Below are 14,543 nucleotides of genomic sequence, written 5' to 3'. Positions count from 1 at the left end.
AATCAACACAATTTTTTGAATAATTATAATGTTATAACAAAATGTTCCGCTATACATGTATAATAAAAGTTGAAGTATCAAGGTTTTGAAAAGATTTCATAATCCTGTATTTCTATGAAAAAAACTTTATAGTTATGTTTAAATTATAGCAGTAAATTACTTTATAATTTTAATGTATTAAAGGAGTATAGTGTAATGCGTAAACATTTTCAGTGGCTTTTTTGGGTACTCTTTTCTCCCCTTTTAAGCTTGGTCATTTGGTTTTTCAGAGAACATACTTGGAGCGGCTTTGTGGATGTCTTTTTTGTAGTCAGCATGCTGCTGTTTATTACAGGCTTTGTCTTCGTACTGGTTCAAGACGGTATCTTTGATGCGACAAGCTATGGATTCAGACGCATCCGTTATCAAATGTCGAGTGCTAAACATCGTAAAGCACATGTCGATGATGAATTCATCAACCCTAAAAAAGTTAAACGAGACGTATACATCGTAGAAAAGTGGACAGTTTATATGACACTCGTCAATGTCATCTTTGTTATTTTATCTTTATTAGCCATCTTTACGTTTTAACTTATTTTTAAAGCGCTGGAGTTCAATACTCCAGCGCTTTATTTTGTTGCTTATATTTTATTGTTTTGCTGCTTGCTTTTGAAACAATACGATATACATAAATATAAATCCGACCAGTATAACAACCCCGGTAAATACAGACATCATCCAAGGAGTTAAGAAAGCACCTAGAATCAAACCGAATCTCGCCAGTATGTTTGAACTCCTTATAGAGAGTCCGCTTACTGAAGCATAGACACCTCTTTGGTCTTCAGGTGTCATTTTAAAGCGCTCTGCATTGTAAATCGGCGAATACACCAGCTCCCCTAAAGTCGCAATAAAGGCAAACACCAAAATCCAAAGTAAATCATTCGATGAAGTCAGCCAAGCATAACCTGCGGTATACAAAATAATACCCGCAATAAAAATACCGCGTTTAGAATAACGTTCCACCCATGCATTCACTTTGAAAGTCAACAACACAACCGTAATCGTATTCACAATCATGATTAAAGTAAAAATACGAACACTGCTGATTTCAATACCGAGTATTTCTACAGGAACAAATGTCTCTTTCAGACGGACAATTACATAAGAGTCTAATGAAGCTTCTGCCATGAAAACAAAAGCAAAACCTATCATCAGCATCATATACGATTTGTCTTTAAATACATTCAAATAACCTTTCGCAAATTTCTTTACGACTGAGTCTAATGAAGCATGATGCGCTGCATATTTTTGCTGTACGTCATAGAAAAAGATAAACGCACCCCAGCTCAATAATGTTGAAACCAGCAACAACCCTAGCAGCAGATGACGATGTTCTTCATATAATAACGCACCTAAAAGCATACCTAACGCCATGGCCACATTGCTGATCCAGTAAAAGAGTCTGAAGATATAGTCTCTCAAATCAATAGGGATAGCATCCATGATTGCTGCTTCAAATACAGGTGATTCTAATGACATCAATAATTCATATACAAAGAATGCGATACAAAAAAGCACTAGTCCTAACTGATGCTGATTTATCGTCACCAACATGACCAAAAGTGCAATGACTAAAACCAAATGAATCCAGCTGATTGTCTTTTTACGTTCAAAATGATCTGAAATATAACCGCCTAAAAATGCTAGAAAGAACCCGGCAATAATCGTCGTAATTAAAAAGGTTCCCGCAAACACCGCATTGACCATGGTTGTTAAATACAACGCCATGAACGGTAATATTGCAGAAGAGGTCACTGTGAAAATAAAGTCGCAGAATATTCTTGCCTTCAATGTTGAAGAGAGTTGTTTAAATTGATGCATAGGCTTCTCCTTTTATCTGACAGAATAATTTACATTATACACGATTATTTCTTAACTAAAATAACAAATTATGACCTCGTAAAATTCCCCCTACTATTATATAGAAGAAACTCGAAATATTTACCTCTTATTTTCTAAAAAACCCATGTAATTTCCTGCTGAATTTCTCAAAGTATACCACATTTTTATTTTCCCTGAGGGCTATTGTACATCTGAGAAGGACAAAATAAAGCTGAAAAAAGCGTTTGAAACACTATTTTAGAGCTTCAAACGCTTTGAAAAATGATTAAATATATATATTAGTCTTCGAATTTTTTCAATACTAATACCGCATTATGACCGCCGAAACCTAAGCTGTTGCTCATAGCATATGTGATTTCTAGATCTTGCGCTTCGTTTGGTACGAAGTCTAAATCACATTCAGGGTCTGGTGTTACGGCATGAATTGTCGGTGCGACTTTGCTATCGCGGATAGAAAGTGCTGAGAAGATAGCTTCTAAACCGCCTGTTGCACCTAATAAATGACCTGTCATTGATTTTGTTGAGCTGACTTTTAAAGTTTTCGCTGCATCGCCAAATGTATTTTTGATAGCTAAAACTTCGTTTAAGTCGCCGACAGGTGTACTTGTACCATGCGCGTTCAAGTATTGAACGTCTTTTGGTTCAATGCCTGCATCATCCATAGCTGCTTTCATTGCACGAGAGCCGCCTTCGCCTTCTGGCGCTGGTGCTGTGATATGATAAGCGTCGCCTGTAGAACCGTAACCTACGATTTCCGCATAGATATTGGCACCGCGTGCTTTTGCGGATTCTAGTGATTCAATCACTAAAATACCTGCACCTTCACCCATTACAAAGCCGTCACGGCCTTCTTGGAATGGTCGGCATGCTGTTTCTTTATCATCATTTGTAGATAAAGCACGGCTTGCGCTGAATCCAGCAATTGCCATGTGTGTAATCGGTGCTTCACTGCCGCCTGTAACCATCGCATCTGCATCACCGCGTTGGATGATTTTGAAAGCTTCTCCGATTGAGTTAGTACCTGTTGCACAAGCTGTAACTGTAGAACCGTTAGGTCCTTTAGCACCTAAATCAATAGATACTTGTCCAGTTGCCATGTCAGGAATCAACATTGGTACGAAGAAAGGACTGACACGACGTGGTCCGCGGTTAAGCAATTGACTGTGGGCAACTTCGAATGTTTCCATACCGCCAATACCTGAACCGATCCAAACACCGATTCTATCCGCATTTGTGTCGTCAATATCTAATTTTGCGTCTTGAACAGCTTCACGTGCAGCAACGACTGCATATTGTGTGAAACGGTCCATACGACGTGCTTCTTTTCTATCAATATAATCTTCAATATTGAAGTCTTTTAATTCTCCGCCTAAATGTACATTGTAATCAGATGTGTCAATACGAGTGATCTCATCAATTCCATTAACACCTTTTAAAGCGTTTTCCCATGACGTATTTGCATCATTACCTAGTGGAGATAATGCGCCAACTCCTGTAATTACAACGCGTTGCTCTTTGCTCATACCTTATCCTCCTATTTTCCCCATCTTAATGTGATTGCGCCCCAAGTCAGGCCGCCGCCGAAACCGACTAATACTAAGACGTCGCCGTCTTTAATTCTGCCGTTTTCGAGTTCTTGTCCAATACTTAACGGAATAGAAGCCGCTGAAGTATTACCGAATCTATCTACTGAAACACTCATTTTCTCTTTTGGAATGCCTAAGCGTTCACGAGCTGATTCCATAATTCTGATGTTAGCTTGATGCGGAATGAACATATCAACGTCATCCGGAGTAATACCTGCTTTTTTCACGACATTCAAAGATGCTTCCGGCATAATACGAACCGCAAACTTAAAGACTTCTCGGCCGTTCATAAAGATCTTGCCGTTCTCTGGATTTAAATATAAATATTTCCGCCTCTGCCGTCAGAACCCATTTCATAACTGATAATACCGTGTCCTTCAGATACTTCGCCTACTACTGCAGCACCAGCGCCATCACCGAATAAAATGGCAGTCGAACGGTCTGTTAAATCCGTAATCTTAGAAAGTTTATCTACGCCGACTACTAATATATTGTGATAGTCTCCTGACTGTATGTACTGTTTTGCAGTGATTAATGAATACATAAATCCTGAACATGCTGCTAATTGGTCCATTGTTGAAACTTTACCTAATCCCAATCTTTCTTGCAGCATATTGCCGACAGTAGGAAATGGATAGTCTCCTGTTGAAGTTGCGACAATAACCATATCTATATCTTCAGGTTCAATACCTGCATCTTTAATTGCTTTTACACTAGCTTCATATGCAAGGTCAGATGTTTCTTGATCTTCGCTTGCCCATCTACGTTCTTTTATACCAGTCATTTTAGAAATCCATTCATCTGATGTTTCTAAAAAAGACTCAAAATAGGCATTGTCTACTACTTTTTCTGGAACATAAGTCCCAAAACCTTTAATACCCACATTCATGGTTTTACACCTTCTTAAAAATATTTTTAATACCAGGTATTAATTTATCATATTCTACTTTTTGAATACAAGTGCTTTATCATCATTCATTATGGAATTACTTATCCTATTATAATATTTGATTGTCCGTATCACAATAAATGTGATATTTTTAGGAGCAAACACTGTATCTATCGTAACCGATTTCCTGATTTCACTATACAAAGCGACCGCTCTAATTTATAATTAAAGTAAAGATATTTTATGGAGGCACAACAGATGAGATACATTATGGTACTATTCTGGTCTATTTTGCTGCTAGAAATGGTTAACTTCGTATTAAACAGTTTAGCCGGCGGCGGTCCGTTAAATATGATTCTTCCATTAGTATTAGCGGTAATTTTTACAATTGTTGTCGTTATCTTAGATGCACTTATGAAACCGATTAAACAATCTGCAGCATCGGAAGATAACCATCATTAATTTTATGAGCGATCAATCCAGCATATATTGCTGGATTTTTCTTTTGCCAAAAATAAACAGCCCTATCGTCTGATAAGGCTGTTCTTTGATATAGCTTATTAAATTTGTGCTTCTTTAACATTGAATTGCAAACCGTCATCATCTAAATCTATAGTAATTGTAGTACCTTCAGGTAATGATTCTTTAATCATCATGCGTGCAAGCGGTGTTTCGATTTGACGTTGTACGAAACGTTTTAATGGTCGTGCACCGAATTGTGGTTCATAAGCTTCTTCGCCTAACCATTTTTTCGCTGCATCTGATACTTCGATTGAAATACGTTGATCTAATAATCGAATATTCAATTCTGTTAAGATTTTATCTACAATCATGCTCATATCATTAATAGATAATGGACGGAATAATACAATATCATCCATACGGTTCAGAATTTCTGGTTTGAAGTATTGATTTAAACTGTTCATCACTGCTTTTTCTGTTGATTCAGTGATGACACCTGTTTCTTTCACTTGTTCTAACAAGATTTGAGAACCGATGTTGCTTGTCATGATAATAATTGTGTTTTTGAAGTCTACATTGCGGCCTTTAGAGTCTGTTAAATGACCTTCATCCAGCAATTGAAGTAATACGTTAAAGACATCTGAATGTGCTTTTTCAACTTCATCCAAAAGAATTACTGAATAAGGATTGCGGCGTACCGCTTCTGTCAATTGTCCGCCTTCATCATGACCTACATAGCCTGGAGGCGCTCCGATTAAACGAGAGACTGAATGTTTTTCCATATATTCACTCATGTCGATACGAATCATGTGTTTCTCTGAATCAAATAATGAAGAAGCTAATGCTTTAGCTAATTCTGTTTTACCCACACCAGTTGGTCCTAAGAATAAGAAACTTCCGATTGGACGATTAGGGTCTTTAATACCTGCACGTGCACGAATAACTGCATCAGATACTAAATCCACTGCTTTATCTTGTCCTACAACTCTTTCATGCAAGATATCGCCTAAGTGTAATAATTTTTCACGTTCGCTTTCTACAAGTTTAGTCACTGGGATACCTGTCCATTGACTGACAATATCTCCGATTTCTTCATCTGTAACAATTTCACGGATAATACGGTCACTGTCTTCTGATTGTTCATCTTGGAAAGCATCTTCTAATTCGCGTAATTCTTTTTGTAATTTAGGAATTTTACCGTGTTGCAATTCAGCTGCTTTTTCTAAGTTGTAATTGTTTTCAGCATCTTCTAATGCTTTACGGCTTTCATCTAATTCTGCACGTTTTTCTTGGAGTTTAGAGATTTTTTCTTTCTCTTGTTCTACACGTGATTGGATTGCTGCTTGTTTTTCTTTTTCGTTAGATAATTCTTCTTGCAGCTCTTTTAAGCGTTGCTGGCTGACACTGTCTGATTCATGTTGCAACGCATTTTCTTCGATTTCCAACTGCATAACTCGACGGTTCACTTGGTCAAGTTCTGTCGGATTAGACCCCATTTCTGTACGAATTGTTGCACATGCTTGGTCTACCAAGTCAATCGCTTTGTCCGGTAAGAAACGATCTGTAATATAGCGGTCTGAAAGTTCTGCTGCAGCGACTAACGCACGGTCTTGAATACGTACACCATGATACACTTCATAGCGTTCTTTTAATCCGCGAAGAATTGAAATGGTATCTTCAACATCCGGTTCAGACACACCTACTTTTTGGAAACGTCGTTCTAACGCGGAATCTTTTTCAATATATTCACGATATTCATTTAAAGTTGTCGCACCGATACAATGCAATTCACCACGTGCAAGCATAGGTTTCAACATGTTGCCTGCGTCCATCGCGCCGTCTGTTTTACCGGCACCGACTAACATATGAATTTCATCAATAAAGAGAATAATACGGCCATCCGCATCTTTGATTTCTTTAAGTACCGCTTTTAAACGTTCTTCGAATTCACCGCGATATTTCGCACCTGCCACAAGTGCACTTAAGTCTAATTCAAAGATTGTTTTATCTAGCAATGATTCCGGCACGTCTTTTTTTACGATACGTTGTGCCAACCCTTCGACAATAGCAGTTTTACCTACACCAGGTTCACCGATTAGTACTGGGTTGTTTTTAGTTTTACGGCTTAAAATACGAATCGTATTACGAATTTCTTCGTCACGTCCGATGACAGGATCCATGTTTCCTTTTCGGACTTCTTCTACTAAATCACGACCGTATTTTTCAAGCGCTTCATAGTTTGCTTCTGGGTTTTGAGATGTCACGTGATTTCCCCCTCTGATTTTCTTAATGATTTCTTTGATTACTTCATCTTTGTTGCCGACATGTTGTTTAGTTGTATCATCGACTGCGATAGCAGCTAATAAGACATGCTCCATTGATACGAAGTCATCATCATATTCTTGCATAATCGCTTCTGCTTTATTAAACAGTTCGTTTGTTTTGCTGCCGATATATTGGCCATATTGAATATTATCGCCTTTCACTGTTGCGTGACGTTTTAGTTTATCTTCATACGCTTTTGATAAAGCATCTGTATCAATATTTGCACGTTCTAATACGCTATTGAATAAACTTTCTGGTTCTTTTAATGCGGCAGTCAGTACCGCTTCAATTTCCACATTTTGCTGTTCATGTGCTTGTGCAATCTGAATTGCCTGTTGCAATGCTTCTTGCACAGCATAGGTCATCTTATTTGCATCCATTGACTTCACCTCTGTTACTCAGTATGCTAAGTAAGTTTTTCTTTTGACTTTGACTTACTTTGACCTTATACCTAGTATAGAGCATTCTTGCTTTTGATTTCAACTTATAACGCTTTAAAACCACTACTTTTTTTACCCTTTTTCTCTTAGTCATAACATCTTTGACTTTCACATACTTAACCCAATAAATATAAAGAAACTGAAGTCAGGTGCTGATCCCGACTTCAGTAGTTTTAATATTATTTTTCTTTTTTATCCAGACCCATTGTTTTGATAATTTCATCTGATAACGCTTTGACACCCGGATATTCTAAGTGGATACCATCTGGTGCAAAGTATTCAGAATGGCCTGCAGAGCGTTTGTACCAATCGACTAACTTAACATTTTTATGTTCTTTTGCGGCTTCTTTCATCAATTGGTTGACATGTCCTTCATATGAACGCGGTACACGTGTATTGACTAAATAAACATTAGCTTTGCCGAATGAAGCAATGACATCATCTAATTGTTCTTTATTAAAGTCACCGTTTGTACCTAATTCAATAATGACATTATCGCCTTTTTGATTATAGTGACTGTACTTTTCATTGATAAGCGGTTTTGCTTGGAACATATTACGTCCGACTTTACCGTCAATCACGGAATTCGGAACTTGTTCTTTAAATCTTTCGCCGATATCAACCATTACAGAATCACCGATTAATAATGGTTTGACATCTGTATAGACATCAAGCTGTTCTTCTTGCTGCTTGCCGCCGCCATTGCCGAGGAAGTCCATTTTGCCATAAGGCACTGGGCGCACGACAAACTTATCGATTTCATTCGTATTGAATTGTGTCGCTTTATCCTCTGTTTTATCTTTGCCGTAGTGATCAAATACTCCAGCCAATATAACAGCAAATGGAATAGTAATCACCAGCAAGCAAATCCAGCGAACCAAGACACGTTTTGATTTTGCTTTCAATGACAGCATTTTGAAGCCTTGTTTTCTAAATGGTGTTTCAACATAACGATAAGAGAACTCTGCCATACCTAATGTAAGCAGAACGTCTGCAATGTATACCCATGTCGGAATTTGACCTGCCACAAAATGGCGATGTATCAAGACAGTGACTGGGAAATGCCAAAGATATAAACTGTATGAACGCTGTCCGATATAAACAAATACCGGGTTGCCCATAAATCGTGCTAATAAACCGCTTGGATGTACAACACTTGCGATAAGGAACAATGTAATTCCTGAGATTAAATAGAATCCGCCGTTGTAAATCCAATAACTTTGGTCTTCAACTACTACAAATAGACCGAGCAGAATAATTAAAGCTAACGTTCCCATAATATCTACTGCCGAACGTACCGCAAGCGGCGGATCTTTTTTCAATCTGTTCGGCGGCCAGAAGAATGCTAAAATAACACCCAAAAGCAATGTCTGCAAACGTGTATCCGTACCGAAATAAACCCGTGAGAAGTTCATGCCGGGTTGTGCAATCACAACCATTGCTAATAATGATGCTAATGATACAATCCAAAAGATTAATACCACTTGTTTATGTTTTTTGATTTTTGCCAACAATAATATAAGTACTAACGGGAAGAACAAATAGAATTGCTCTTCAATCGCTAATGACCATAAATGTTTTAAAGGTTCAAATGAAAACTGATCAAAGTAATTCACATCTTTTGCGATATACCACCAGTTAGATACATAGAAAATGGCCGCAATCGCATCGTGTTTCACTTTCACAATTTCTTCTCGTTGGAACAGCAGCGTTAATATTGTTGTGACACTCACCACAAACAACATAGCTGGAATCAGACGTTTTACACGTCTATACCAGAAACGCTTTAAACTGATTGTACCTGTTTGCTTATACTCAATTAATAAGAGACTTGTGATCAAATATCCTGAAATAACAAAGAACGTATCTACACCAAGAAATCCGCCTGATAACCATTGCTTGTTCAAATGGTAAATGATTATCCCGATGACTGCTATAGCTCGTAATCCATCAAGGCCAGGCATATAGTTCATTTTTTTCGGTTTCGCAGGTGTCGTGCTGTTCTTAGATGAACTTCGTTTCAAATTACTCATGCACTTACCTTTCTTTCTATTATTAGATTTCCATTACTCAGTACAGTTCACTACTCGTACCGCTTTTTTACTTCTTATTTACCAATTGTAATAATAATGTAATAATCTTGCAATATCAAGATATTTTATGCTCTTGTAATTAATTCTTTTATTTAGAAAGAGCCACACAACCAAATGTAACAATTTTGTGAACTTTTTTCTTGATACCACTATAAATAAAAAGAAACGACCTATCGTTTTCAGCTGTTTTTTTCGCTTTAAACAAATAAGTCGTTTCTGTATATTTATCTCACTTACGCAATAGCAATCCTTAGCTCACGCCTAATGCAATTTTAGCGTAACGTGACATCATGTCTTTATTCCATGGCGGATTCCATACGATATTAACTTCTGTATCTTGAATCTCAGGAATTTCCGCAAGCACCATTTTAATTTGTTCAATGATTTGCGGTCCTAAAGGACATCCCATTGACGTTAATGTCATTTCAACTTTACATAAACCGTCATCTTCAAGATTAACTTTATAGATTAACCCTAAGTTAACGATATCAATGCCTAGTTCAGGGTCGATTACGTTTTCTAATGCACCTAAAATATTATCTTTTAATGCTTCCTCCATTATATTCACCTCTCTAAGCAATAATCATTAATAACAATATATCAAATATCCGACAAAACTCCAATAAAATGCTATTATAGGAATACACTCAATTAATGAGTCTTACCATCAGCAGCAACAATGTTTTGTTTAACTGAGCTTGGAAGTATAAGGCAATTCAGCCTTCGCATCGCTCTATGTTTATGACGTTTTGCAACGTTGCTTGATTATAATTTCAACTTAGCATTAAGGAGAATATATTATGGAACCTTATTTAATTTGTTTGGATTTAGACGGAACATTATTGAATGACGAGAAAAACATCTCACCTTATACATTTAAAGTTTTACAAACACTCAAAGCACAAGGTCATCATATTATGATTGCGACAGGCAGACCTTTCAGAGCCAGCCGTCCTTATTATGACCAATTAGGATTGACAACACCGATTGTCAATTTCAACGGCGCATTTGTGCATAATCCGACAGATTCAGATTTCCCAATCACTCATGAAACTTTGGATCCTGATTTAGCTTCAAGCATTATTGAATCGTTACGTACGATGCAAGTTAAAAATATTATCGCTGAAGTTAAAGACCATGTGTTTATCGATACATATGATGAACACCTATTTGAAGGTTTCTCGATGGGGAATCCGAAAATCGAAACAGGCGATATTGTCAGCCAGTTGAATGAAGCACCGACTTCAATCTTGATTGAAGCTGATGAACATATGATTCCGAGAGTAAAACAAATGTTATCACGCTTCTATGCTGAAAGTATCGAACACCGCCGCTGGGGCGCACCTTTCCCTGTTATCGAAATCGTAAAACGGGGTATAAGCAAAGCAAGAGGTATTGATAGTGTGACAGAAGTACTCGGTGTCGACCGTAACCACATTATCGCTTTCGGTGATGAAGATAACGATACTGAAATGATTAAGTATGCCAAACACGGTATTGCGATGGAAAACGGCTTGAACGAGCTGAAATATATCGCAAATGAAGTGACATACTCTAATAACAATGACGGTATCGGACGTTATTTAAATGACTTTTTCAGTCTCAATATTCCTTATCAATCCAATGCCAATGTGCATTCTTACTAATTTATAGATTTTAACTTATTCAAGGTTTGCAAGTGTAACATTCGTATTTTCATCACACACTTCGCATCAAACCTTGTTTTTTTATACAATCATATCTTTCATGGAGGTTATATAATGACACACATTATCATTGTAGGCGGTGTAGCTGGCGGTGCTACAGCGGCCAGCCAATTACGCAGATTAAATTCCGACTTTAAAATTACCGTGTATGAAAAGGATAGAGACGTCACTTTCGCAAACTGCGGTCTCCCCTATTATTTAGGAGGTATTGTTCACTCGCGCGACGAACTTTTAAATTATACACCAGAAGACGTTAAAGCCAAAAAAGATATTGACGCTCACGTCTATCACGAAGTCATCGGTGTCAACCCGCAAAATAAAACCGTTACAGTAAAAAACAGAACGTCAGGCGAAACATTTGAAGATAGTTATGACAAATTAATTTTAAGTCCCGGATGCCGTGCAAACCGCTTACCGCTTGATACTGATATGGCTTTCACATTGCGTAACTTAGAAGACACAGATGCAATTGATCAATTTATCAAGCATCATGAGGTGAAGAAAGTCTTAATCGTAGGTGCCGGCTATATTTCATTAGAAGTACTTGAAAACTTGCATATCAATGGTTTAGAAACAGTATTGATTCATCGCTCAGAAAAAGTAAACAAATTGATGGATCAAGATATGAATCATGTCATCTTTGATGCGATGGATGAACGTAATATCGATTATCGTCTTAACGAAGAAATCGATAAAGTAGAGGGAAAAACTGTACACTTCAAATCTGGCAATGCAGAAGATTTCGATATGATTATTGAAGGCTTAGGTATTCTGCCGAACACTGAGTTCTTTGAAGACACTGATATAACACGTAACGCGGATGGCTATATTCCAGTTAATGAATATTTCCAAACGAATTATGAAGATATTTATGCTATAGGAGATATTGCATCTTATTACTATCGTCATGTCGATTTGCCGACACGTGTCGCATTAGCTTGGGGTGCCCATCGCGGCGCAAGTATTGTTTCTCAGCATATTGCACACCAAACAGCACCGCCTTTCAAAGGCTTCCTAGGTTCAAACGCTGTAAAATTCTTTGATTACACACTGACAAGTGTCGGTGTCACACCTGATGACTTAGAACAATTTGATTATGAAATGGTAGAAAACGAACAGCTCAGCCATGCCGGTTATTTCCCAGGTGCTGAACGTATCCACTTGCGTGTTTACTTTGAAAAAGGATCACGCCGTATTTTAAGAGCAGCTGCTGTCGGCAAAGCTGGTGCAGATAAACGTATTGATGTATTATCCATGGCAATGCAAAATCAACTTACAATTGATGAGCTGACTGAATTCGAACCTGCCTATGCACCGCCGTACAGTTCGCCAAAAGACATTATTAATATCATAGGTTATAAAGCACAATCAAAATAATTTTTAAAAATTTGTATTAAAAAATAACGTGAAACCGGTCATTTTTAACATTCTATACAAAATCCAACATTAAGAACATTATAATAATTATAATCAAGCACTGTATGTATGTTATGATGAATACGGAATATCGAAGAAATGGGGAAAATACATGTTACATTTACACATTTTCAGTTGGGTCATCGGTATTATTTTATTTATCGCAGCATATTTAAGTTTTACATCTTCAGGTGCCCCTAAAAAAGCTTACAAACCATTACACATGACATTACGCTTATTCCTATTACTGATTTTATTCAGCGGTGTTTGGCAAATTGTTGTAGAATTTGCGACAGCGACAGGAAGCGCACACATGTTATTAACATTGAAAATGGTATGCGGTGTTGCAGTTGTGGCATTAATGGAAACAACATTAATCCGCAAACAACGCGGTCAATCACATAACGGACTTTTCTGGGGTGTTATTGTCTTAATTATTATTACTATGGCATTAGGTATTATCTTGCCTGAAGGTCCAATCTCAAGTATGTTTGGTATTGGCCAATAAGCATTGGGAACTCATCACAATTATGTGGTGAGTTTTTTTATGTCGACACAAAAAATAAAGCAGCAAGCCGAATACAGTTTTCTGCTGCATTCAACTTGCTGCTTTTAATCATCTGCTGCTTCAAACAGCTTGATGAAAAGGTAATTTATATTTTATTCTTCTTCTTTTGCGATAAAGTTTGTTAATGTACCGATATTATCGATTGTCACTTTCACTTCATCACCTGGTTGTAAATATTGCGGAGGATTCATGCCTGCACCTACACCAGATGGTGTACCTGTTGCGATAATATCACCAGGGTGCAATGCGACGAATTTTGAAATCTCAGCAATTAATTCATCAATTTTCAAGATCATTTGACTTGTATTGCCGTCTTGACGGATATCATTGTTGACTTTAGTCACAATGTTTACGTCTTCAGGTGTCGGCAATTCATCTTTTGTGACGATATAAGGACCCATTGGGCAGCCGCCAGTTAAACTTTTAGATAAGAATGCTTGGTCTTGCTGGCGTTGTGCTGTACGGTCTGTAATATCGTTAATGATTGTATAGCCGTATACATAGTCTAATGCTAGACCTTTAGGAATTTTCTCTCCAGATTTACCGATTACAACGCCTAATTCACCTTCGTAATCAAGTGTATCTGTAATATCTTTATGGTTTGGAATTGTTGATTCATCACCAGTTAAAGATGATGCTGCTTTAGTGAAGACATAAAGTCTTTCAACACTATGATTCAACTCATCTGCATGTTCTTTATAGTTACGGCCAAAAGCAATGACATTATTCGGCGGAGTAACCGGCGGTAAAAATTCTACATCCGCAAATTGTACTTTATAGTCTTCAGAGTTCGGACTATCTGTTGCTGCAACAACTGCTTTACGCACTTGTTCTTGGAAATCTAATGTATGGTTTTGTTCTAAACCTTCTAATAATGTCTTAGGATGGAAGTCGCCTTCGCCAAAATCAGCGAATACTTTTCTTAAATCCCAAGCTGCTTCTTCACGTTTTACTTTTACACCATAAGATGTTTCATCATTATGTTTGAATGACAAGAATTTCATTCAATATCAGCTCCTCATCTCAATCTTAACTTACATTATAACTTTATTTTCAGAAAAATAACAAATATTTCATTAATTCTCTCAAATAAAAAGTAGAGATAATCAAACTTTATGGTACTTTGGCTAATAGCGTATACCAATTTCCCTTTAATTATCTCTACCCTATCTATAAT

Annotated in this window: 11 protein-coding genes and 1 pseudogene; 5 read left to right on the top strand and 7 right to left on the bottom strand. The window is 37.2% G+C overall.

Annotation, left to right across the window (positions count from 1 at the left end; genetic code table 11):
* Positions 1–195 precede the first annotated feature (195 nt).
* On the top strand, positions 196–570 hold the full coding sequence (locus tag C7N65_RS06590; RefSeq protein ID WP_105993687.1) for a DUF3899 domain-containing protein: 375 nt from the start codon (positions 196–198) through the stop codon (positions 568–570).
* Positions 571–627: 57 nt separating this feature from the next.
* Here the strand turns inward: C7N65_RS06590 and C7N65_RS06585 are convergent, their stop codons facing one another.
* The 3 genes and pseudogenes from C7N65_RS06585 to C7N65_RS06575 form a co-directional block, all read right to left on the bottom strand.
* The gene (locus C7N65_RS06585; protein ID WP_105993686.1) at positions 628–1,860 is read right to left on the bottom strand and encodes an MFS transporter; all 1,233 of its coding nucleotides are present in this window, start codon (positions 1,858–1,860) and stop codon (positions 628–630) included.
* Positions 1,861–2,159: 299 nt separating this feature from the next.
* Positions 2,160–3,404 (bottom strand): beta-ketoacyl-ACP synthase II, encoded by a 1,245-nt coding sequence (gene fabF, locus C7N65_RS06580; protein WP_105993685.1) that lies wholly within the window; start codon positions 3,402–3,404, stop codon positions 2,160–2,162.
* A gap of 11 nt (positions 3,405–3,415) precedes the next feature.
* Positions 3,416–4,356 (bottom strand): annotated as a pseudogene (locus C7N65_RS06575) (beta-ketoacyl-ACP synthase III).
* Positions 4,357–4,614: 258 nt separating this feature from the next.
* Between C7N65_RS06575 and C7N65_RS06570 the strand changes: the two are divergent.
* Positions 4,615–4,818 (top strand): YjzD family protein, encoded by a 204-nt coding sequence (locus C7N65_RS06570; RefSeq protein ID WP_105993684.1) that lies wholly within the window; start codon positions 4,615–4,617, stop codon positions 4,816–4,818.
* A 98-nt stretch (positions 4,819–4,916) separates the two neighbouring features.
* On the opposite strand, the gene clpB is transcribed toward C7N65_RS06570, so the two are convergent.
* From clpB to C7N65_RS06555, 3 genes are all read right to left on the bottom strand, one after another.
* Positions 4,917–7,523 (bottom strand): ATP-dependent chaperone ClpB, encoded by a 2,607-nt coding sequence (clpB, locus tag C7N65_RS06565; RefSeq protein WP_105993683.1) that lies wholly within the window; start codon positions 7,521–7,523, stop codon positions 4,917–4,919.
* 239 nt (positions 7,524–7,762) lie between these two features.
* Positions 7,763–9,616 carry an acyltransferase family protein gene (locus C7N65_RS06560; protein ID WP_105993682.1) on the bottom strand — a complete coding sequence of 618 codons (1,854 nt, stop codon included), beginning with the start codon at positions 9,614–9,616 and terminating at the stop codon, positions 7,763–7,765.
* 310 nt (positions 9,617–9,926) lie between these two features.
* Positions 9,927–10,235, bottom strand: a complete 309-nt coding sequence (locus tag C7N65_RS06555) for a metal-sulfur cluster assembly factor (RefSeq protein ID WP_105993681.1) — start codon at positions 10,233–10,235, stop codon at positions 9,927–9,929.
* 241 nt (positions 10,236–10,476) lie between these two features.
* Here C7N65_RS06555 and C7N65_RS06550 point away from each other — a divergent pair, with 241 nt between their 5' ends.
* From C7N65_RS06550 to C7N65_RS06540, 3 genes are all read left to right on the top strand, one after another.
* Positions 10,477–11,322, top strand: a complete 846-nt coding sequence (locus tag C7N65_RS06550; RefSeq protein ID WP_105993680.1) for a Cof-type HAD-IIB family hydrolase — start codon at positions 10,477–10,479, stop codon at positions 11,320–11,322.
* Between the two features lie 114 nt (positions 11,323–11,436).
* Positions 11,437–12,759, top strand: coding sequence for a CoA-disulfide reductase (locus tag C7N65_RS06545; protein ID WP_105993679.1), 1,323 nt, complete (start codon positions 11,437–11,439; stop codon positions 12,757–12,759).
* A gap of 151 nt (positions 12,760–12,910) precedes the next feature.
* Positions 12,911–13,306 (top strand): YisL family protein, encoded by a 396-nt coding sequence (locus C7N65_RS06540; protein WP_105993678.1) that lies wholly within the window; start codon positions 12,911–12,913, stop codon positions 13,304–13,306.
* Between the two features lie 152 nt (positions 13,307–13,458).
* Here the strand turns inward: C7N65_RS06540 and C7N65_RS06535 are convergent, their stop codons facing one another.
* Positions 13,459–14,370, bottom strand: a complete 912-nt coding sequence (locus C7N65_RS06535) for a fumarylacetoacetate hydrolase family protein (protein WP_105993677.1) — start codon at positions 14,368–14,370, stop codon at positions 13,459–13,461.
* Positions 14,371–14,543 lie beyond the last annotated feature (173 nt).

This window comes from Staphylococcus simulans, assembly GCF_002994445.1.
Taxonomy (GTDB): domain Bacteria; phylum Bacillota; class Bacilli; order Staphylococcales; family Staphylococcaceae; genus Staphylococcus; species Staphylococcus simulans_B.
Note: the sequence above shows the minus strand (reverse complement) of the source record. Positions and strands in the feature narration are given on the sequence as shown.